15 protein-coding genes are annotated in these 21,364 nt (G+C 64.9%); 5 read left to right on the plus strand and 10 right to left on the minus strand.

Annotated features, from left to right (window positions below; translation table 11 throughout):
* Positions 1 to 256 precede the first annotated feature (256 nt).
* The 9 genes from WG899_RS17520 to puuE all read right to left on the minus strand — a co-directional run bounded on the left by WG899_RS17520 (position 257) and on the right by puuE (position 10,480).
* Positions 257 to 796, minus strand: a complete 540-nt coding sequence (locus WG899_RS17520; protein WP_339596944.1) for a hypothetical protein — start codon at positions 794 to 796, stop codon at positions 257 to 259.
* Positions 774 to 2,045 (minus strand): hypothetical protein, encoded by a 1,272-nt coding sequence (locus tag WG899_RS17525; RefSeq protein ID WP_339596945.1) that lies wholly within the window; start codon positions 2,043 to 2,045, stop codon positions 774 to 776. The genes WG899_RS17520 and WG899_RS17525 overlap by 23 nt, the downstream gene beginning before the upstream one ends.
* A gap of 16 nt (positions 2,046 to 2,061) precedes the next feature.
* On the minus strand, positions 2,062 to 4,476 hold the full coding sequence (locus WG899_RS17530; protein ID WP_339596946.1) for a TonB-dependent receptor: 2,415 nt from the start codon (positions 4,474 to 4,476) through the stop codon (positions 2,062 to 2,064).
* A 120-nt stretch (positions 4,477 to 4,596) separates the two neighbouring features.
* Positions 4,597 to 5,019 (minus strand): DUF2946 family protein, encoded by a 423-nt coding sequence (locus WG899_RS17535; protein WP_339596947.1) that lies wholly within the window; start codon positions 5,017 to 5,019, stop codon positions 4,597 to 4,599.
* A gap of 73 nt (positions 5,020 to 5,092) precedes the next feature.
* Positions 5,093 to 5,554 carry a copper chaperone PCu(A)C gene (locus WG899_RS17540; protein WP_339596948.1) on the minus strand — a complete coding sequence of 154 codons (462 nt, stop codon included), beginning with the start codon at positions 5,552 to 5,554 and terminating at the stop codon, positions 5,093 to 5,095.
* Between the two features lie 84 nt (positions 5,555 to 5,638).
* Positions 5,639 to 6,484 (minus strand): substrate-binding periplasmic protein, encoded by an 846-nt coding sequence (locus WG899_RS17545; RefSeq protein WP_339596949.1) that lies wholly within the window; start codon positions 6,482 to 6,484, stop codon positions 5,639 to 5,641.
* Positions 6,481 to 7,734, minus strand: a complete 1,254-nt coding sequence (locus WG899_RS17550) for a M20 family metallopeptidase (RefSeq protein ID WP_339596950.1) — start codon at positions 7,732 to 7,734, stop codon at positions 6,481 to 6,483. The genes WG899_RS17545 and WG899_RS17550 overlap by 4 nt, the downstream gene beginning before the upstream one ends.
* The gene (gene uraD, locus WG899_RS17555) at positions 7,734 to 9,518 is read right to left on the minus strand and encodes a 2-oxo-4-hydroxy-4-carboxy-5-ureidoimidazoline decarboxylase (protein WP_339596951.1); all 1,785 of its coding nucleotides are present in this window, start codon (positions 9,516 to 9,518) and stop codon (positions 7,734 to 7,736) included. Before uraD ends, WG899_RS17550 begins: the two co-directional genes overlap by 1 nt.
* 2 nt (positions 9,519 to 9,520) lie before the next feature.
* The gene (gene puuE, locus WG899_RS17560) at positions 9,521 to 10,480 is read right to left on the minus strand and encodes an allantoinase PuuE (protein WP_339596952.1); all 960 of its coding nucleotides are present in this window, start codon (positions 10,478 to 10,480) and stop codon (positions 9,521 to 9,523) included.
* 90 nt (positions 10,481 to 10,570) lie between these two features.
* On the opposite strand from puuE, the gene uraH reads away from it, so the two are divergent.
* The 3 genes from uraH to WG899_RS17575 all read left to right on the plus strand — a co-directional run bounded on the left by uraH (position 10,571) and on the right by WG899_RS17575 (position 13,436).
* The gene (gene uraH / locus WG899_RS17565) at positions 10,571 to 10,969 is read left to right on the plus strand and encodes a hydroxyisourate hydrolase (protein ID WP_339596953.1); all 399 of its coding nucleotides are present in this window, start codon (positions 10,571 to 10,573) and stop codon (positions 10,967 to 10,969) included.
* 31 nt (positions 10,970 to 11,000) lie between these two features.
* Positions 11,001 to 11,858 (plus strand): xanthine dehydrogenase accessory protein XdhC, encoded by an 858-nt coding sequence (xdhC, locus tag WG899_RS17570; protein WP_339596954.1) that lies wholly within the window; start codon positions 11,001 to 11,003, stop codon positions 11,856 to 11,858.
* Positions 11,859 to 12,200: 342 nt separating this feature from the next.
* Positions 12,201 to 13,436 (plus strand): glycerophosphodiester phosphodiesterase, encoded by a 1,236-nt coding sequence (locus tag WG899_RS17575; RefSeq protein ID WP_339596955.1) that lies wholly within the window; start codon positions 12,201 to 12,203, stop codon positions 13,434 to 13,436.
* A 97-nt stretch (positions 13,437 to 13,533) separates the two neighbouring features.
* On the opposite strand, the gene WG899_RS17580 is transcribed toward WG899_RS17575, so the two are convergent.
* The gene (locus WG899_RS17580) at positions 13,534 to 14,121 is read right to left on the minus strand and encodes a DinB family protein (RefSeq protein ID WP_339596956.1); all 588 of its coding nucleotides are present in this window, start codon (positions 14,119 to 14,121) and stop codon (positions 13,534 to 13,536) included.
* A 199-nt stretch (positions 14,122 to 14,320) separates the two neighbouring features.
* Between WG899_RS17580 and WG899_RS17585 the strand changes: the two genes are divergently transcribed.
* Together WG899_RS17585 and WG899_RS17590 are read left to right on the plus strand one after the other, a co-directional pair.
* On the plus strand, positions 14,321 to 15,256 hold the full coding sequence (locus WG899_RS17585; RefSeq protein WP_339596957.1) for a caspase family protein: 936 nt from the start codon (positions 14,321 to 14,323) through the stop codon (positions 15,254 to 15,256).
* A 79-nt stretch (positions 15,257 to 15,335) separates the two neighbouring features.
* Positions 15,336 to 21,275, plus strand: a complete 5,940-nt coding sequence (locus tag WG899_RS17590) for a CHAT domain-containing protein (protein WP_339596958.1) — start codon at positions 15,336 to 15,338, stop codon at positions 21,273 to 21,275.
* Positions 21,276 to 21,364: the final 89 nt, after the last annotated feature.

A 21,364-nucleotide genomic window follows, 5' to 3' on the forward strand; every position in this document is an offset into this window, starting at 1 on the left:
CGGAGCCGGCTCCAAGTTGCGAGCAGCGCGAGGCAGTCGGCCCATCTGGGCCTACCCCCGAGCCATGAGCCCAGCGACGGCCTGGGCTGCCGTGCCTCACAAGTAAAACCAAGCAGTCCGCTCCGGGCACGTCGCCGTTACTGACCACCACAGAACGACCGGCTCCTGTGAGTGCGAAGGCGGTCATTGGGGCTGGATCGGCTCCAGGGCAGTCGCGGCCACTTTGGTGGCCTACAGACTTGCCAGTGAGCCGGCTTCAGCGCGGCTTGTTGTCCAACCAGTCGCGGAGCTCGGCAGCATCGGGCGGGCCGATGATGAAGCGCGCAGTGGCGCCGGGCTTCAGCAGGGCGATGTAAGGCGTCATGCCTCGCCACTGCGGGTTGACGGCATGACGCAGCACGGCGGACTGGCCTTCAAAAGCCATCAGACGATCGGCCCTGCGGTAATGCGGATTGGCCAAGAGCGCCGCGTCATCGCTGCCCGGTTCTTGGTCCATCACCACCGCAATGACGGGCACTTTCAAACGCTGCCTTTGTCGGTTCGCGGCCAGGTCTTGCAGAACACCCGGGCAATGGACGCAATCGGTGCTGGAGAAGACCACGATGGCGGGCTGCTTCAACTGGGCTTGCAGCGATTGCCACTCGTCGGCGCGAAAGGCTTCGACTTGCTTGGGCGCGGCCTGGGCCGCCAGCGAGAGCAGGCAGGCCGCGACGGCGGCCCCAAGCCAGCGCGCCCAAACGCTTCGGGCCGGGCCTTGCGCTTGCCGATACTTGTCAGGGCTGCAATGCAAGGACATGAGTCTTCTCCGTGGTGCGCCACAGCGCGTAAATCTCTTTGCCGCCGGGCACAAGGCGCAGCAGCAAGCGGGGATGGTCGTTGTCTGAGGCACTGCTGGCCAGCTCCTTCAGCTCAAAGCTTTGGCCGCCGTCCTTGGAGAGCCAGGCCCGCAAGCGATAGACCTGGCCATCAAAGCTGCGCCAAACGATGGCCAGTTGCTTGCCATGAGCCGCGAGGTCGGCATGCTCGGCGGCTTCGTCGGGCAAGGCGCGCACCGAACCCTCGGGGCGCCCCTGCGGGTCTAAGCGGCCATAACGCACCGCGCCCACACCATCACGCAGCCCAAACCAAACTGCGTGGTAGCCGCCTCGGGACTCGTCGGGCACCAGTCCTGGCCCGTGGTGCGGGCAGCCATCCACCGCCCACTGGTCTTGGCTGGCACGCTGCAGCGTTGGCGTTTCGCCTTGCAGCAGGGCAAAGGCATGGTCGCGCTGATTCGGCTCGAACACATGCCTCCACAGCGCCGCCAAGCCGCCCTCGGGCGTGGGGCTGAGGGCGATGCGGCAGCACTCGCAGCTGTGATCGGCCAGCTTGAGATCTGGCCCGAAACTGGCCCCGCCGTCCTTGGATTCGTTGCGATAAAGGGCCGCGCCCCGGTAGGCTTGTTTGCGAGCTTTGCTGCTTTCGATATCGCGCTTGTCGATCCAGACCGTGTGCAGCAGCCCCAGGGCATCAAAGGCGATGCTCTCGAAGCGGTGGGTGATCAGCTGCCGATCCGCATGCACGGTGATGGGCGCCGCAAAAGTCTGGCCGCCGTCAATGGAGCGCAGTAGGCGGATCTCACCGGTGTAGGGCTTGCTCAGCGGCTTGGTGTAGCTGATCACCGCCCAGCTTTTGGGGCCGTAAAACGCCAGCTTGGGGCGGTTCTCGCCGTCTGCAGACACCGTGTCGGCGCCGATGTCCAAGGGTCGGGCTGCGCCCCAACTTTGCCCCAGGTCCGTGCTGCTTTGAACGAATAAGCGACCCTGTGCGTCCAGTCCGGTGATCCAAAGATCGCCATTCGGTGCGAAGGCCGCGCCGGTGCCCAGAGCGATTTTCTTGGGCTTGGAGCTGGGCTTGGGCTCGGCCGGTTTCTCGGCGGCGGCTTGGGGCGCTACGGCCGAAGCCGCCGCGCTGGTGTGCATCGCGTGCTGGGCCTGCACTGCGAACAGGCCCAGGCCCATCAGCGCAGCGGTCAGCCAGTTTCGGAGCAGTTGAAGTTTGCGCATGAAACGGGCCCTCCGGTCAGAAGCTGGCGCGCAGTTCGGTGAACACCGTGCGGCCAGGGTAGGGGTGGGCTTGGTAGCCGCGGCTGTCGAAGGCATTGTCCAGGCCCAGCGCCAACTCCAGCTTGGGGCTGAACTTGTAGCTGGTGCGCAGGTCAACAAAGGTGAAGGAGGACACACCGCCATAGACGTTCGGGTTCGCGTCCAGGTTGTAGACGTCGTTGTAAGCCCGCCCGGAATAGCGCACGCCGACACTGCCCATCCAATGCCCATCGGGCCGGTAGGCTGCCAACACGTTGGCGCGCACCTTAGGAACGCGCAGCCACCATTGGCCCACGCTCTGCGGGTCGCGGGCATTGGCCACGACCTTGGAATGCGCGAAGGCGGCGTTGGCGTCCAGGCTCAGGCCCTTGAGGAACAGGTCTTGGGTTTGCCAGACGAACTCCACGCCATAGGTCCGCACACGATCAACGTTAGACACACGGGTCACGTTCGGCAACACCGAGATATCGGTCTGGCGCAAGATGCTGTCGCTGACCTCGTCATGGAATAAGGAGACACGCAGGCGGTGCAACTCCCAGTCTTGCTCCAGGCTGAACTCCAGCGCATCCGAGCGTTCTGGCTTCAGATTTGGGTCGCTCTGGGTTTGCGCGGTGGCGGTGACCGTGCCGTTGTACAACTCCTCCACATTGGGGAAACGCACGCCGCGGCCATAGCTGGCTTTCAGCACCGTGTCGGGTAGGGCTTGCCAGGCCAAGGAGGCCTTGGGCGAGCTGCCGCTGAGCTTGCGACCGTCGTAGGGCAAGATCTTGTTGAAGCTGCCGTCGCCCGTGGCCTCGCAGCCAAAGCCGGCGGCCGGCTTGCAACTGCTGACGCGCAGCAATTGCTCACCGTCCATGCTGCGGAACTGCTCCTGACGCAGACCCAGAGTCAAGGTCAAGTCGTCCTGCAGCTTCCAGGTGTCTTGCACATAGGCAGCAAAGACCTCGGTGCGCCCGCGATAACGCTGAGTCAACACGGTCTCGGTCTTGCGCCAGTCGCTGGCTTGGGTGGTCGGGCTGTCGAGTTGGTAGCTGTTGTGATGAACGCCCAGCACCAGGCTGTGGCGGCCCTGACCCCAGTCCCCGGCCACCGGGGTGTAGGCGGCTTGCACTTCAAATGTGTCCCATCCGGTGCCGTCTCGGCGTGTCCAACTGCCGGCACCGCCTTCCTGGGCTTGCGGCTCGGGCAGATTGGCCTGGCGCGCAATGTCTTTCAGGATACGGTAGTTGGAGTAAACGACCGAGGCGTTCCAACCGGTCGGGCGTTTGCTTTTGAGTGTCAGGCCGGCATGGCGGTGCAGCTCCTCGCGATTGGAGGGCGCAAAGGCCGTGTCGGGGATGACAAAGCGGTTCGTGCCGTCGCTGACCGTGCCGGACCAGACGGTGTTGCCGGCCGCATCACGCAGAAAGGGGCGGTTGCTGTTTTGGGTGTCATTGGTCCAAAAGCCCAGCATGGCGCTGCCCAGCAATTCGGGCGTGAAGGCATAGCCGGCCTTCAGCTTGACGGTGTCTTGCACCGTGTGATCGATGGCGCCGCCGCTGGCGCCAAAGATGGCCCGTGGCTGGCCCTTGGGGTCGAGGTCGTACTGAATGCCGGTGACGCGCTTGTCGCCGGGCTTGGCCGGGTCGAAGCTGCCGGTCTTGGCATTGACGCCGGCGGTGTAGTAGTTCATCGGCTGCGAGGTCGAGTCCTGGTGGTTCAGCGTGGCGGTGAACCACAGGCCCGAGTCCAGGCGGCTGCCCACATAGGCCGAGGCCTGGCCGCCCGAATAGCGCTCGGACAAACCGTATTGCGAGAAGCTTTGGCTGTAGCCGGTCAAGCGAGCCGAGGCCTCAAATTTTGTGGGCTCTCGCTCGGTGGTGACCACGGTGGTGCCGATCGAGTTGCCGGGGTAGATGGCCGAGAAGGGGCCGTAGAGCATGTCCACCCGAGCGATTGCTTCGGGCGTGATCATGTTCCAGCGCGGGCCGTCAAAGCGTCCCAGGAAGTTGCTGATCAGGTAGCCGTCCACATAGGCCAGGCCGCGGCCCGGCTGCAAAGTGCCAAAGCTGCGCCCGCCGATCATTGAGTTGCGGTCGCCGATATAGCGCTTGCGGATGCTGGTGTTGGGCATGTACTTCAGCGCGTCTTCAGGGTTGAAGAGGTTTTGGTCACGCAGGTCTTCGGCGGTCTTGCTGACGCTATTGCTGGGCAGGTTGGCGGCCAGCCCGGAGCGAATGGCAACGCCATTGACCAAGACGGGAGCCAATTGGCTTTCGGTGGCGACACCTTGAGCCCGGGCTTCTTGTTGCAAAGAGGCCAGGCAGAACGCCGAGAGGGCAAGAGTGGCCAGGCTCAGGGTATGGCGGCGTGGGGCTCGAGTGGAGCGCGTGGGGCGGTAGTTTGCGAACATGGTCGAACAAGCAGTGCGGCGGCCGCCATCGGCGCGTGCAAAACGACGTGCACGGCGAGGGGCGCAGCAAAAGAAGGGGAAGCGGCGGCGCAGTAGAGAAGCGTCGCCCAGGCGGGCTTGTTAGACCGTGCGAGGTGGCGCACGCGACTGCGCCGGGGCCCAGGCATGGGCCGAATCAGGGGCGCTGTAGAAGCGCTCGGGCATGGCAAACCGCAAGTCACTCAGCAGCAGGACGGCTGGCTGTGTGGGCGGCGGTGGGGCCAGGTCTTGCGCCTGCAGGGCGCAGTAGGGGCAGTTCGAAAAGAGTCCGTGTATGGCGCTGTCGGAGTCTTGCTCGGCGGCCTGCGCTGCCAGCACCGATTGCGCCGCGCGCGGCGACACCACACTGCTGCGGCAGACTTGGCTCCAGGCCACCACATCCCCCCGCGCATGGGCCAGCGCCTGCGACAAGGCAGGGGCCAGCGCCGCCAGCAGGAAGGTCACGAGGACCAGCCAGCGGCTCGCCCGGGTCGGGCTGCGGTGAGGGTTGAACGGTGTGGTCACGGTGGGGATTCTAAGGAGCGTGTCTTTGTTCGCCTTGATGCGGCTTAAGAATTACACGCAAGTGTTGAGCCACTCAATGCTTGTGCATGCCCATGTCGGCGGCCGGCGCGCCCAGTTGGCGGGCCTCGGCTTGCACTTCGACAGCGGGCAGCTTCTTGCCGGCCTTGTCTTCAAAGACCAGCGTCAGGGCGACCTTGTCACCGGCCTTGATCGGCGCCTTCAGGTCCATCAGCATCACATGCAGGCCGCCGGGCTTGAGCTCAACCGCCTTGCCCGCCGGCAGGTCCAGCGCCGAGATGGCGCGCATCTTCATCACGCTGCCGTCCATGGCCATCTCATGCACCTCGGTGATGCCGGCCACACTGGAGCGCACTTCGACCAAGCGGGCGTCGCCCTGCGACTTCAATTGCATGAAGGCGCCGGTGGCCTTTTGTTGGGCGACGGTGGCGCGCACCCAGGCTTGCGACACATCGACCTGTGCCCAGGCTTGGACGGAGGCCAACAGCAGTGCGCTGCAGATGAGGGTTTTGTTCATGGGATCTCACTTCGAGTACAGGGCGTGGGCGGCGCAGTGACTGCACTGGGCTGCCCGGGCCGCCGATTCTAGGCGCGAGCTTTATCAAGCCAGTGCTGCAGGGCCCGCGTCGCTGTGCTTCTTCGACGCCAAGGCCTGCAGCCCATAGCGACTCAGGGCCAGCTGCCAATCCGCGTCCTGTGGCATCGCTCGGGCGGCCTCTAAAATATGTTCGCGCCAAGCGAGAGGCAAATGCGGCGAAATCAGAATGCGCCGCTGGAAGCTGTTGCGCGGCTGTTCCGCTACAAAGACCTGATCGTCAAAAGACTCAATCTGCTTGCGCCACCAGGGCAGGCCGCTGCGCGGAATGAACACCACATCCACCCGGCCGCGCAGCAGCTTTTGCAGATTACTCAAGGTGTTGGGTGCGTCTTCTCTTTGCAGCGAGTTCGCCGCGATCATGGCTTCAAACTCTTGGTACACATGACCCGCCACGCCGCCGAGTTTGAGGCCTTGCAGCGAGGCCGTGCCTTGAAACACCACCGGCTTCTTCTTCAAGGACAGCACCAAATCCCCGTCGTCCATCACGGGTGCTGACCAGATATAGCGCTGCATGGTGAGGTCGCCAAAAAACTGCGGGCTGACCCAGGGCACCAAGCCCATCCAGCCGGGTTGACTCATTTCCAGATCGAGCCGTTTGCGCGGCAATAGTTGGGCGCGAACCGGCCCCAGTTCTTGGGGCAGTTTGGCGCTCAGCCACTGAGCCAGGTCTTGCGTCAAGCCCTGGCCCGGGGCCGTGACGAAGGGCGGGTAGTCGTAGTGACTGAACAGGCGGCCCATGGGCTTGGGCGCCAAGTCCGGCTCGGCGCTGCGGGGCTCGGCCGCTGCTTGGGGCTTGCCGCAAGCCAGGCCCAGAGAGAGCGCGAAGGCGAACTGGCGACGGGTGTTCATGCGGGGGTGCTGGGACTCAAAAGCTCCAGCAATGTGCGCGCCACCACCTTGGTGGCGCCGCGCAGTTCGGCCAGGTTCACATGTTCATCGGCACGCTTGGCATTGCTTTCCAGCACCGTGCGCGGGCCGGCACCGTAGATGGCGGCCGGGATGCCGTGCTCGCCATAGAGCCGCACATCGGTGTAGAGCGGCGTGCCCGAGGTCGGGATGGCTTCGCCGAACACCGCTTCGCCATGGCGCTGCAGCGCTTGGACCAGGGCCTTGTTGCCGGGCAGCGGCTGCAGCGCGTGGGCCAGCAACAGGCGCTTGATGTCGACGCTGATGCCGGGGCATTGCGCGGCCGTGTCGCGGATCAGCTTGCGAATATTGGCCTCCACCGCCACCGGGTCCTCTTCGGGGATCATGCGGCGGTCGAGTTTGAAACTGACCTTGCCGGGCACCACATTGGTGTTGCTGCCACCTTCGATGCGGCCCACATTCAGATAGGGGTGGCTGATGCCTTCCACCTGAGAGCTAAGCTTTTTGTACAGCGTGTTCTGCGCATACAGCGCGTTCAGAATCGCCACCGCACCTTGCAAGGCGTCAACGCCGGTGTCGGGGATGGCCGCATGGGCGGCGCGGCCGTGCACGCTGACCTCCATCTGCAGGCAGCCGTTGTGCGCGGTCACCACCTGGTAGCTGAAGCCGGCGGCAATCAAGAGGTCGGGCCGCGTCAATCCTTGCTTGAGCAGCCAGCCGGGGCCAAGCTCGCCACCGAATTCTTCGTCATAGGTGAAGTGAAGCTCGACCCCGCCGTTCAAGGGCAGGCCGAGGGACTCGAGCGCACGCAGCGCAAAGGTGTAGCTGGCGAAGTCGCTCTTGCTGACGGCGGCGGCGCGGCCGTAGAGCTTGCCGCTCTGAAGGTCACCGACGATGTCGCCGCTGTAGGGGCCATGGGTCCAGCCGTCGCCGGGGGGCACCACGTCGCCATGGGCATTCAAGGCGATCACGGGTCCGGTGTCGGCAAAGCGGCGCCGCACGATCAGGTTGGTGATGCTTTGCAAACCATGGGCCTTGACCAGTTCGGCCGGCACCGGGTGGCGCTCGGCGCTCAGGCCCATGGCCGCCAGCAGTTCGGCGGTGCGCTCGGCATGCGGCGCGTTGTTGCCGGGCGGCGTGTCGGTCGGCACCTGCACCAGTGCCTGCAAAAAACGCAGCTCTTCTTCAAAGTGGGCGTCGACCCAGGCATCCAGTTGTTGGTAGTGATTCATCAGGTCTTCTCCTCGGCCAGGCCGTTCAACAAGGCCAGAAAGGCCTGCACGCACAGCTCGGCATCGTCATTGCTGATCGTCTCCAGCGGGTTGTGGCTGATGCCGCCATGGCCGCCGCGCACAAACAACATGGCCTGCGGCAGCAGTTGGTGCAACTTCATCGCATCGTGGCCGGCGCCACTCGGCAGGCGCTGCAGCGGCAGGCCGACGGTGGCCACGGCTGCCTCCCAACGGGCCTGCCATGTCGGGTCACTGGGGGCGGCGTCGGCGCGCATGGTTTGCTGCAGTTGCCAGCGCAAGCCGCGGCGCTCGCAGATGCGCGCCAACTCGGCGCGCACATCGGTGTCCAGTGCGTCACGGGCGGCGTTATCGGCGGCGCGCAGGTCGAGGCTGAATTGGCAGCGCCCGGGGATCACATTGATCGATCCCGCCGGCACTTGCAAGAGTCCCACCGTGCCCACCACATCGGGCTGGCTGCCGGCTCTTTGCTCCACATAGAGCAGCAACTCGGCCACCGCGGCGGCGGCGTCATGGCGTTGCCGCATCGGCGTGGTGCCGGCATGGGCGGCTTGGCCGATCACCTCGCCCAGATAGCGCACGCTGCCATTGATCGAGGTGACGACGCCCAAGGGCATGTCGAGCGCGTTCAAGACCGGCCCCTGCTCGATGTGCATCTCGACAAAGCCGAGGTAGCGCGTCGGGTCGCGCTGCAGGGCCTGGATGGCCGCCATCGTGCCCGGCAGCCCGGCGTTTTGCATGGCGCTGCGCATGCTGATGTCCTCGGCATCGACCTCGTCCAGCCAGGCCGGCTCGAACTGGCCGGTCAAGGCGCTGGAGCCCAAGAAGGTGGCCTTGTAGCGCTGCCCCTCTTCCTCGGCAAAGGCGAGCAACTCAATCGCAAAGGGCAGGCGTCGACCTGCGGCATGCAGCGCCCGCACCGCAGCCATCACCGCCAGAATGCCGAGCCGGCCGTCGTACTTGCCGGCATTGCGCACGGTGTCGTAATGGGAGCCGGTTAACAAGGTGCGCGCGGCCGGGTCGCTGCCGTGATAGCGCGCCACGACATTGCCGACTGCATCGATCTGCACCTCGTCAAAGCCGCAGTCCGTTTGCATCCAGTGCTGCAAGCTGGCGGCGCAGGCGCGGTGCGCCTCGGTCAGGTAGGTGACGGTCAGCTGGCCGAGCTCCTTGAAGCCGGGGTCGGCGTACTCGGCCAAGGCCTCGGCCCAGTCCCAGACTTGGTTGCCCAAAGCGGGTTCTAGCCCGAACTTGTCATTCAAGCGGATCTCGGCGATGCGGTGGATATTGCGCAGGCACTCGTGCATTTCCTGCTCGGGGCTGTCTTGCAGGCGGCGTTCAAAAGTCTCGATGATCTGGCCGCGTGTCAGCCCTTGGCCGCGCGGCCCGCGCACGGCCAGGATGAAGGGCCAGCCGAAGCGCTCGCCGTAGGCGGCATTCAGCTGCTGCAGACGCGCAAATTCGGCGGGCGTGCAGTGTGTCAGCCCGGCGCGGCCTTGCTCGTCGCTGGACTCGGCCGTCAGCGCCTGGGCGACCATGGCCTTGCCAGCCAGTTCCGGGTGGGCGCGGATCAGGCCCAGTTGCTCGTCGCGGCTGGCCTCGCGCACCACCGTGGCCAGCGCATGTTTGAGCCCCGCCACGCTGGCAAAGGGGCGGGCTGCCGCGGCGCGCTCGGCGATCCAGGGGGAGTGCTCGTAAGTGCCCGCCAGCAGCCGGCCGAAATCGGCCGCCGAGGCGGCGTTCAATGCGCTCAAACTCAAGGTCATGATCATTCCCAGATGAAGGCGCGCTGGGCGTCGAAGGGGTGAACGCTGCGCCAATGGCGGGCGATGTCGACACGCCGGCAGATCCAGACCCGGTCGTGCTTCTCCACATGATCGAGAAAACGCTGCAGCGCCCGCATGCGGCCGGGGCGGCCGAGCAGGCGGCAATGCATGCCCACGCTCATCATCTTGGGCGCCTCTTCGCCCTCGGCGTACAGCACATCAAAGCTGTCGCGTAGATATTCGAAAAACTCGTCGCCATGCGAGAAGCCCTGCGGCAGGGCGAAGCGCATGTCATTGCAGTCCAGCGTGTAGGGCACGACCAGATGCGGGCTGAGTGCGCCATCGCTCTTGCGCACCTGCAGCCAGAAGGGCAGGTCGTCGCCATAGTGGTCGCTGTCGTACTCGAAGCCACCATAGTCGGCCACGAGCCTGCGCGTCTGCGGGCTGTCGCGTCCGGTGTACCAACCGGAGGGGCGTTCGCCGATCAGGCGTTGCAGCACATCCATGCCCTCGTTCATGTGAGCGCGCTCGGTGGCCTCATCAATGCCTTGGTAGCTGATCCAGCGCCAACCATGGCAGGCGATCTCATGGTTCATCTGCACCAGAGCCTGGCAGAGCTCGGGGTGGCGCTCCAGCGCCATGGCCACACCAAACACCGTCAGTGGCAGGCCGCGCCCCTCGAACTCGCGCAGTAGCCGCCAGACGCCGGCGCGCGAGCCGTACTCGTAAATGCTTTCCATGCTGAGATGGCGCGCGGCAAAGGCCGGCGGGTTGGCCATCTCGGAGAGGAACTGCTCCGAGCCCGCGTCGCCATGCAGCACCGAGTTCTCGCCGCCTTCTTCATAGTTCAGCACGAACTGCAGCGCGATGCGCGCCTGACCGGGCCACTGCGCCTGCGGGGGGTGTTCGCCATAGCCGATCAGGTCGCGCGGGTAGCGGTGGGGTGTCGGGGCTTGTCTCATGGCGATGGGCAACTCCAGAGCGCTTGGGCGCGTTTTCTTGCCTACACTTTGCCTCAATTTCCGCCGCCGCTGATGCAAAAAGGATCATTGATGACGACAGCCGCCCACACCCGCTCCGGCAGCCCCGCCCAGGGTTGGCTCAGCACCCATGTGCTGGACACCATGCATGGCCGCCCGGCGGCCGGCATGGTATTGCGTCTGTACCGCTTGCAGGCCGATGGCAGTGCGCTTGAGTTGAAGTCGCTGACCTTGAATGATGATGGTCGCAGTGGTGCACCGCTGCTGGAAGGGGAGTCGCTGCAAGTGGGGCGTTACCGCCTGGTGTTTGAGCTGGGTGACTACTTCCGGCGCCAGCCCGGCGTGAGCTTGCCAGAGCCTCCGTTTTTGGATCAGGTGCCTTTGGACTTTGGCATTGCCGATGCGGCGGCGCATTACCACGTGCCGTTGCTGGCCAGCCCCTGGAGCTATTCGACCTACCGTGGCAGTTGAACGCCGCTTGAGATGCGAGTTAATGGCTGCCATGTCGTCTACTTCCTTCTTTGATCTGCACAGCGATATCGAGCAACTACAGGCCGCCCTGCAAGTACAGGCGCGGGTGCTGGTGACGGTCTTGCGTGTGCAGGGCAGTGTGCCGCGCGGCCCCGGCACCTGGATGGCGGTGGGCGACAGTGCGGCCTCTCCGCCCTTGATCGCCACCATTGGCGGGGGTCAGTTGGAGTTTGAGGCCATTGCGCAGGCGCGGCGCCTTTTGCATGGCGGGCGGTTCTCGTCGGCTGTCATCACCGAACATGCCTTGGGCCCCAGCCTGGGTCAATGTTGCGGTGGCGTGGTGGCGCTGCGCTATGAATGGCTGGATGCTAACGACGTTGCCGGCTTGCCGCAGCGCCTGCGCGCGGCCGAGTCAGCCAAGATGCCGGTGGCCTTGTTTGGCGGTGGGCATGTCGGGCAGGCGCTGGCGCGGGTATTGGCCCGCTTGCCGGTGAGTCTGCATTGGATTGACAGCCGCGACGAGGTCTTTCCGTCCGGCGTGCCGGCCCATATCCTGGCCGAACATTCGGAGCCGGTGCAGGCCGCTGTGCAAGACCTGACCCCCGGCTCCCGCGTGCTGATCATGAGCTTCAGCCATGCCGAAGACATGGAGATCTTGCGCGCCTGTTTGACGCGCCGGCGCGAGCGGTGTGATTTGCCCTTCATCGGCCTGATCGGGAGCAAGAGCAAATGGGCCAGTTTTCGTGCCCGCTTGCGGGAGCGTGGTTTCAGCGAGGCCGAGTTGGATGCCGTCAACTGCCCGATCGGTCTGCCCGGTATCGAGGGCAAACAGCCGGAGGTGATCGCCTTGGCGGTGGCGGCCCAGTTGTTGTCTCAACAGCAGGGCTGAGATGGGCGCTTGAGATCAGGGCTTAGGCGACGACTTGGCGCTTAGCCCTCAGTCGCCGCCCCGGGAACGGCTAGCGAGGCCTTCAGTTCGGGCCGGGTGGGGTCTTCGCCATTGCAGGCGCAGTTGCTGGCAGCGAAGGTCTGCAGCGAGTTCCCAAGCAAAGCGTTGTCATTGACGTAACCCTGGCGCCAAAGATCAGTTCGCTATTGGCGCTGTGCGCTTGGTGGAACGCACGTCGAATATTGGCTGGCTTGATGATCCTTTCGGACTATCTTTGGCCGACGCGCGCCGACGGGCTTTCATATTGCTGAGGAATGATGGCGAAAAGCTAAGGAGCCCGCCATGTCATCAAAATTCATCTATTCCGCACTCGCGGCCGCGCTGTTGAGCGCCGCCCCGGCCTTCGCCTGGGACACGCTGGACGGCAATGCGCCCTTGGTGATCGCCCACCGCGGCGCTTCCGGCTATATGCCCGAGCACACCCTCGAGGGTTACACCAAGGCGATCGAGTTGGGTGCCAACTACATCGAACCCGATCTGGTCATGACCCGTGACGGCGTGCTGGTGGCGCGCCACGAGCCGGTCATTGGCGACTCGACCAATGTGCGCCTGCTGCCGCAATTTGCCGACCGCATGACGACCAAGACGATCGACGGCGTGACCTATAAGAACCAGTACTTCGTCGAAGACTTCACCCTGGCCGAGTTGAAGACCTTGGGTGCAATGCAGACCCGCGCCGGCCGCCCGACCACCTATGACGGCCAATTCAAGGTGCCGACCCTGGACGAGGTGATTGCTCTGGCCAAGGCCAAGAGCGCGGAGACCGGCCGCACCATCGGCATCTATCCCGAACTGAAGCACTCGACCTATATGCAGGGCGTGTCGCTGGCGCAAGGGCGCAGCAAGACCTATTTTGAAGACAAGCTGGTGTCGACGCTTCACAGCGCCTACGGCAATAGCGGCAATGCGCCGGTCTTCATCCAGAGCTTTGAAGTCTCGAACCTGCAATACCTGAACACCAAGACCGACATCAAGTTGGTGCAATTGGTGGACGCGGACGATGTCAACGCCGATGGCTCGATGTCTCTGGTGGCGCCTTACGACAAGCCCTATGACGTGGCCAAGCGCGGCGGCAAGCTGACTTTTGCGGACATGGTCACCGATGTCGGCCTGTCTTTCGTCGCCACTTATGCCGATGGTATCGGCCCCTGGAAGCCCTATCTGCTGAAGACGGTGGACGACGGTGTTGACCGCAATGGCGACGGCACCGTCAATGGCAAGGACCGCCGTGTCGTCGGTTCCACCGGCGTGATCGAGTCGGCCCATGCGAATGGGCTGTTCGTGCACACCTGGACCTTCCGCAACGACGCCTCGATGCTGGGCTTCTCCGATCCGCAAAGAGAAATGGAAGCCTATTTGAAGATGGGCGTGGACGGCGTCTTCACCGACTTCACCGACACCGGTGTGGCCGCTGTCGCTGCCGTGGCCGCCAGCGCCGTGCCAGAGCCCGAGAGCTACGCCATGCTGCTGGCCGGTCTGAGCGCCTTGGCGCTTGTGCGTCGTCGCAAGCAGGCTTGAGCATTTCGGCGGTCTTCCGCCGAGGCTTGCACAGAGAAACCGGCCGCGTGCCGGTTTTTTCATGTGGGTGAATGACGACGGGTGCGATCTTCCCAGATCAGCCCCAGATCAGCGCCTCGGTCCAGCCGAGTTCGGCAAAGTCGGCTGCGCGTTCAGCGGCCTCGCCGGCGCAAAAGAACTCATCCAATTGCGGCGGCGCGACCGATGTACCCGCCAGCATCGCGTGCACCTGGCCGCGGTGGTGGATTTGGTGTTGAAACAGATGCGCCAGCAGTCGGCTGCGACTGTCCCGTTGTGGTCGGCCCGGGCGGGCGATGGTGACGATACCCGCCAGTTGCTCATCGCTTTGGGCCGCGCAATAGCGCAGCAGCCGCTGGTCGACACGTCGCTGCTCGGCCCACAGCTCAGTGCACTGCGGATAGGGCTCATCCCGCTCAAAGAACACATAGCAATCGGGATGGGGCGGCTGCGCCAGATGGTCGCGTTCCAGTGCATCCAGGTAGAACCAATCCACGCACAGACTGTGATTCAGGGTGGCCTTGATGGAGGGAAAGAAGCTGCAGCGTTGGGCCTCGAAATCGGCCTGACTCAATTGCGCGCAGGCGCCGATCAGGCGATGGTTGGCCCAGGCATTGTTGTAGGCCATGCCGAGCAAATGCTGGCGCAAGGGGTTGTGGGCAGTCATGGGCGTGGCGGCTGAGGGTGGCATGCGTGGCCCACATGCTAACCAGGGTGGCCTCCCAGCCGGACGCTGGGCGTTCGCCAGAACCTAGGGGTATCGCAATCCCGCGGCTCCGCACAAGATCGCAGGCGGCCGCCATGGGGGCGGTGCGCATCGTCAACCCGCCCAGCGCCGCGTGCGGCTCGGCCAGGAGAGTCTTCAAATGGCAAGCAAAATCAACCCGATCAGCTCCACCAGCCCGTCCAAGCTCACCAGCAAGGCGCGAGGGCTTTCGCTTCATATTGGCTTGAACGCCGTCAACCCAGCGGCCTATGGCGGGTGGGACGGTCCCTTGGCCGCCTGCGAGTTCGATGCCAATGACATGGCCGCATTGGCCAAGTCGCAGGGCATCAAGCCGACCGTCTTGTTGACCAAGAAAGGCACGCGTGCCGCGACCCTGGCCGCAATGCGCAGCGCCGCCAAGACCTTGAAAGCGGGCGACCTGTTCCTGCTGACCTATTCCGGCCATGGCGGGCAGGTTGGCGATGTCAATGGCGACGAGCCCGATCACAAGGACGAAACCCTGTGCCTGTACGACGGCCAGCTGATCGACGATGAACTCTACTTTGAGTTGAATCGTTTTGCCGCTGGCGTGCGCGTGTTGGTCTTGTCCGACAGCTGCCACAGCGGCACCGTCACGCGTGATCTCCCTCCGCCGCCTCCGCCGCCGGGTCAGCGCGTCAAGCTGATGCCGGCCGAAGTGGCTCGACGGGTCTATGAGGCGCACAAGAAGTTCTATGACGATTTGCAGCTCAAGGTGCTGGCCGAGACTTCCAAGAACCTTGTCGATCCGGACGCCGCCCTGGCGCTGGTCGGCGGCGCCTCGCATGCGACGGCGCTGGTGGGGCAATTCAAACCCGCCGTGGTGTTGATCTCGGGCTGCCAGGACAACCAAACCTCGATGGACGGCGAGCATAACGGCGCGTTCACCGGCCAGCTGCTGAAGATCTGGGCCTCAGGCGCCTTTGCCGGCAACTACAGCAGCTTCCACACCCGCATCCGTGCCGGCATGCCGCCGACGCAGTCGCCCAATCTGTTCATGCTGGGCGACCCTGCAGCCTTGGCCGCGTTCATGAAGCAAAAACCGTTCACGGTGTGATCGGTGGACCGTGGGCCGCCCGGCGGCTCGGGCGGCAATCCATCCGGCAGTAACAGCAGCGAGTGAGCAGGAGACGGTCATGGCGGAACAGCAGATCCCGATCAAGTTGAATGGCCGTGCGGCGCAAAGCCCGCAACTGCCGCCGCTGCTGACGCCGGCGGCGCGCTCGGCAGGGCGGCGCGACGATGCCTTTTTGCCCGATGGTTATCTGCAGCCCTTGAGCGCTTTCGACCTGAGCCCGGCTGCGCGCAGCGCCGATGGGGCCGCGGTGGCGCAAAGCCATGCGGCCGCACCCAACGAGGTGATGGTGCTGGAGTTGGCCGACGGCAGCACCTTGATCACCAGCGCCGGGCGGCTGCGCGACACCCTGTTGCAGACGCACCCGGAGCTGATCGGCGAGGACGGCGCGATCTTGCTGGAGGCCTTGCGTTCGCAGGGCGCCGCGCCCGGCCGCGGTCTTGGCGAGGCGATGGGGGGCTTGATCAGCAAGGTCTTTACCTTTGCCGTCGGTGCGGCGCCCGATGCCATCATCGATGCCGCGCTTTCGCAGCTGAAGAACAAGGCCGAGCTGGGCGTCAGCTGGGCCGGCACCAAGGCCTTGATGTGGGCGATCGAACAGCAGCTCTCACAAGAGCCGGGGCTGTACCGCTGGGTATCGGCCACTGGCAAGCCGCAAGACTTGGAACCCTGCGACTTCGCCTCTAATCCGCCTGCCGGCGCCATGCTGGTCTTTGTGCATGGCACCGGCTCCAGCACCTTGGGAAGTTTTGGTGAGTTGCGCAATGGTGATCGTGACCTGTGGGGCGCGCTGCAGGCCCGCTTCAGTGGCGGCATCTATGGCTTCGAGCATCGCACGCTGTCGCAAAGCCCGATTGAGAACGCTATTGCGCTGCTGCGCGCCTTGCCGATCGGCGCGCAAATCTGTCTGGTCTCGCATTCGCGTGGAGGCTTGGTCGCCGACCTGCTCTGCCTGGGGGACTTTGACGCCTTGATCGACGGTTACGCCTATGCCTTCGAGGGCACAGGTGACGCCGACGCGAATGAAGCCCGGCGCGTCGTCCAGGAGCTGGAGACGGCCCATGCGGAGCAGCGCGCTCAGTTGCGGGCCTTGGCCGGGCTCTTGCGCGAGCGGCAGATCGTGGTGCAGCGCTATGTGCGCGCCGCCTCGCCGGCCAATGGCACCAAGTTGGCCAGCGGCAACTTTGATGTGTTCTTGTCGGGGCTGTTGACGCTGATCGGCACCGTGCCCTTCTTCTTTGGTAGCCCGCTGTACTCGGCCTTCAAACGTGTGGTGATCGAGATTGCCAAGAACCGGACCAATGCCCATTTGGTGCCCGGTATCGAGGCCATGCTGCCCGACTCGCCGATGGCCAGGCTGCTGCACGATGCGCCGGTGCGGCCTGGCACGGCCATGTCCATCATTGCGGGCGACATCCAGGGCGGCAATCTGCTGCTCCGCTTGGGCGTTATGTTGACCGACTTTCTGCTCTTCGATAACGACGACAACGATCTGGTCGTCAACACCACCGCGATGCTGGCCGGCATTGCGCCCAAGTCGGGGGCCAGGGTCTTATTTGACCGTGGGGCCGATGTGTCCCATTTCCGTTATTTCGTCAACGTGGATACCCGCAGTGCCTTGCGCGATTGGCTCTTGGTGGCCGATCCGAGCGGCTTGAGCTGCTTCCGCGCCTTGCCTGACCCGGCCGACTATGCGGCGGCCTTGGCCGCAGCCGGTGCCAGCCGCGGCGTGGGCGCGGCGGATCACCCGATCGTCGTGGTGCTGCCCGGCATCATGGGCTCCCACCTGCAGGTCGCGGGCAAGGACCGGGTCTGGTTCGATCCGGGCGACATCGCCACCGGCGGGCTGGCCAAGATCGAATGGGAGCGCCCGAGCGTCGAGGCCGAGGAGCTGTTTGCGATGTTTTATGGCCGTGTCTGCCAGCATTTGGCCGACAGCCACCGGGTGGAACCCTTCCCCTATGACTGGCGCCAGCCACTGGACGTCTTGGCCGAGCGGCTGGGCGAGTTCCTTGACCGCTTGATGCGCCAAACCCAGCAGCCGATCCGTTTGTTGGCTCACAGCATGGGCGGGTTGGTGGTGCGGGCTTGTATCCACAAGCGCCGTGCCGTCATTGACCAACTGATGGCGCGCGAGGGCGCGCGCCTGATCATGCTGGGCACGCCCAATCAGGGCGCGCATTCAATGGTGGAGAACCTGATCGGCAAGGGCGACACCTTGCGCAAGCTGGTGCGTTTGGACCTGACGCACGATATGCAGGAGGTGCTGGACATCATTGCCGGCTTCCGAGGGGCCTTGCAACTGCTGCCCAAGCCCGGCTTTCAGGACACCTTCCAGGGGCAGCCCGATGGCGGCGCCAGCTTCGCCTACCAGCAGGCCGATACCTGGGTGGGACTTAAGAGCAAGGTGCAGGACTTTTGGTTCGGCGACCAACACGCTGGCACGCCCAAGCAAGCGGTCTTGGATGCAGCCAGCTGGTTGTGGAGCCAGGATGGCCTGGGCCTGCCCGCGCTGCCGGCCGCCTACGAAGCCAAGAGCGTCTATGTCTTCGGCCAAGCGCCTAACACGCCCTGTGGCCTGCGCGAGGAGGGCGGCCGACTGAAGATGGTCGGCACCAGCCGTGGCGACGGCACGGTGACCTGGGCCTCGGGCCGCATTGGCGGCATCGGGCGTTTCTATTACATGCCGGCGGCCCACGGCGACCTCTTGTCGACCAGCAGCTACTTCAGCGCCTTGACCGAACTCTTGACTTCCGGGCTGAGCTCGGGCCTGAGTGCCCAGGCGCCGACCACGCGCGCGATTGAACATGCGCAGCCCATCACTTATGACGCCGGGCCGCCTTGCGTCGATGACCCGGACGCTTTGCTGCGCGGCTTGATGGGCAGCTCCGCCCGCAACCGGGTGCCGGCGCGTACGCAGCGGCGCTTGGAGGTGGCCATCCGTGCGATGGACCTGCGTTTTGTCAGCGACCCCATCATGGTCGGCCATTACGACCGCGACCCGATCGCCGGCGCCGAAGCCTTGATCGACCGAGAGTTGTTGGACAAGGAGCTGAGCGAACGCTATAGCCTCGGCCTTTATGCCGGTGCGCGTGGTACGGCCGCGGTGGTGTTGCGCGTGCGCGGCGACTTCGAGCGCAAGCTGGGTGTGCTGAGTGGCGCGGTCGTGACCGGCCTGGGCTCCTACGACCGGGCCTTGAGTCCGGCCGACCTGACCGAAGCGGTGCGCACCGGCGCGCTGCGCTATTTGCTGCAGGTCATTGATGTGCTCGGCAAGGCGGACCGCGAGGTGCCTCTGGCCAGCTTGTTGCTGGGCTACAACTCCTCGGCCAATCTGACCGTGGCGGCCTCGGTTGAGGCTTTGGTACGCGGGGTGATGGAAGCGAATGCGCGTTTTTACGCAACCACGCGGCTGAACATCCGCATCGGCAAGCTCGACATCATTGAGCTTTATCTGGATACCGCCATTGGCGCCACCTATGCCTTGCGGACGCTGAGCACGCAGCTGGCCGCCCAGGCCGAAAAGCAAGGCACGGCCTTGCTGTGTCAGGGTGAGTTGCAGCAGGGCGAGGGCTTCAGGCAGCGCCTGTTCGATGACGGCAATTCCAGCTACTGGCCGCGCCTGATCATCACTGACGCCGAGCGCAGCGAAGCGCAGGGCTCGGCTGCGCCGACGGCACAAGAGGCCGCCGCCGAGGGCTCGCGTATCGGTGCCGCCGCGCCGGTGGCCGACAAGCTGCGTTTCGTTTTTGTCGGCCAGCGGGCGCGTGCCGAGTCGGTCGCCCTGCAGCGCCAACCGGGGCTGATCGAGCAGATGGTGGCGCAACAAATTGGCAACCCGGTCTGGAACGAAGACTTCGGGCGCATGTTGTTCCAACTGATGGTGCCGCATGACTTCAAGGATGCCGCACGCCAGCTGGACCGGGTGGTCTTGGTGGTGGACGCCTACACGGCTAATCTCCCGTGGGAGCTGATGCTGGCCGATGATCCGGATCGGCCGTCCGAGGAGAAACAACCGCTTGCGCTGCGCACGGCGGTGGTGCGGCAACTGGCCTCGCAAACCTTCCGTGCCAGCGTTCATCAAGGGGTGGCGCGGCGGGCCTTGGTGATTGCCAATCCGTCGGTGGCCGGCTTCTCGCGGGGCTTTCCGCGCCTGAATGATCAGCCGACCCAAGACCCCCCTGATCTGCCGGGCGCGCAGGCCGAAGGTGAGGCCTGCCAGCAGCTGCTGACCGGCATGGGCTACCAAGTCGAATCGATGGTGGGCAATTTCAACAAGGCCAGCGATGTGCTGTCCAAGCTGTATGCCAAGCCCTGGCGCATCCTGCATATCTCGGCCCACGGTGTGTTCGACCTGCCGCATGCCGATGGCCACGGTCGCAGCGGCGTGCTCTTGTCCGATGGGTTGCTGATCACGGCGGCCGAGATCATGGCCATGGAGGTGGTGCCCGAACTGGTGTTCCTGAATTGCTGCCATCTCGGGCAGGTCGATCGCGAGCCCCAGGGGGCAGGCAGCAATAAGTTGGCCGCCAGCGTGGCGCGCGAAATGATTGGCATCGGCGTGCGCTGCGTGGTGGTGGCGGGCTGGGCGGTCAATGATGAATCCGCCCGCCGGTTTGGCGAGGTGTTCTACGAGCAGTTGTTGCTGCGCCGTCGGCCCTTTGGCGATGCCGTCTTCAGCGCGCGCAAGGAGGTCTGGCGCGCTCACCCCGAGGACATCACCTGGGGCGCGTTCCAAGCCTATGGCGATCCGGTTTGGTTGGCCGAGCCTGCCGCCGAAGGGGTGCCCGGCGCCGGCCCGGCGAGCCGTTATGTGTCGCCGGACGAGATGTTGGACGAATTGGCCAGCCTGCGTTCCGAACTGGCGCGCCGAGGCGATTCGATGGGCTCGCGCGAGTTGCAGGCCGAGGTGGACCACGTGGCCGACGCCTTGGCCCGGCGTTGCCCGGCCGGCTGGCTGCAGAACCCGCAGCTGCAATATGCGCTGGGCAAGACCTGGTTTGACCTCGGCCGGTGGGAACGGGCGCGGGCGGCGTTTCTGAGCGCTGCGCAGGCCGTCGACCGGATTGGCGGCGTGCCGATTTCTGACCTGGAAAAACTGGTCGATGTCGAGTCGCGGCTGGGCGAGGCCAGGGCGGTTGCGGCGCTGGGCCAAGCCTTGGCCGGCGACGCACAGGCTCAGCAGCAATTGAACGCCGCCGAGGCGCTGATCGATCTGGCCTTGCGGCGCCTGGATGGACTCGACGCGCTGGTGGCCGATGGCGATGCCGTGACGCTGGGCACGGCAGGCGCCAAGGCCTCGACCATGCACAGCGAACGCACCGCCTTGCGCGGCGCCGCTTGGCAGCGCAAGGCCAATTTGCAGGCGCGGCGCTTGTTGAGCGGGCACTTGGATGCGGCCGCCGCCGACACCGCGGCCCAGGCCATGGCCCATTGCCTGCAGCAAGGGGTGGAGGCCTACCGGGCTGGTGAAGGCCGGCCAGGGGCCGATCATTTCAGCCCTTGCCACGCGCTCTATCGCCTGGCCTTGGATGCCTTGACCGATTGGCACAGCCCGGCGGAAAAGGATGCTGCGATTGAATTGGCTCAGCAATGCCGACGTGCCGCAGTGCAGAACTTCGCCATCCAGCCCAGCCCCTGGGATTTGTTGATCCAACCGGAGGCCTTGTTGGTGGAACGGATGATCGATGGCAAGTTGGGCCGTCCGGACGAGGAGGGCCGCCGTTGGTTCGAAGAGTTGGCCGACAGTTACTCGGAAGCGCTGCGTTGCGTGACGGTACGGCCGCTGCAGTTGGAGGCCATGGTCGATCGTTTGGAGCGGCTGTCTCGTTTTGTCGATGCCTTGGCCTTGACCCAGCATGATGATGAGGCGCTGAGCCGCAGTGCCGAGCAGTTGATCGCCCTGGCGCAGCGCATTCTGCCCAGCCATGCAGCGCGCACCGACCGGCCCGGCAAGTCTGCCCCCAAAGCCGGCCGAGCGAAGAAGGGCCGTCGCGCTTGAGGACTCAGGACCGGCTTCAAGCCGGTCTTATTTAGGCGCCAGAAAGCTCGCTACACTTTGCCGCTCCTAAGAATGGTGTCGCAGCGGCA

It is taken from the genome of Paucibacter hankyongi (assembly GCF_037482915.1).
GTDB lineage: Bacteria > Pseudomonadota > Gammaproteobacteria > Burkholderiales > Burkholderiaceae_C > Paucibacter_A > Paucibacter_A hankyongi.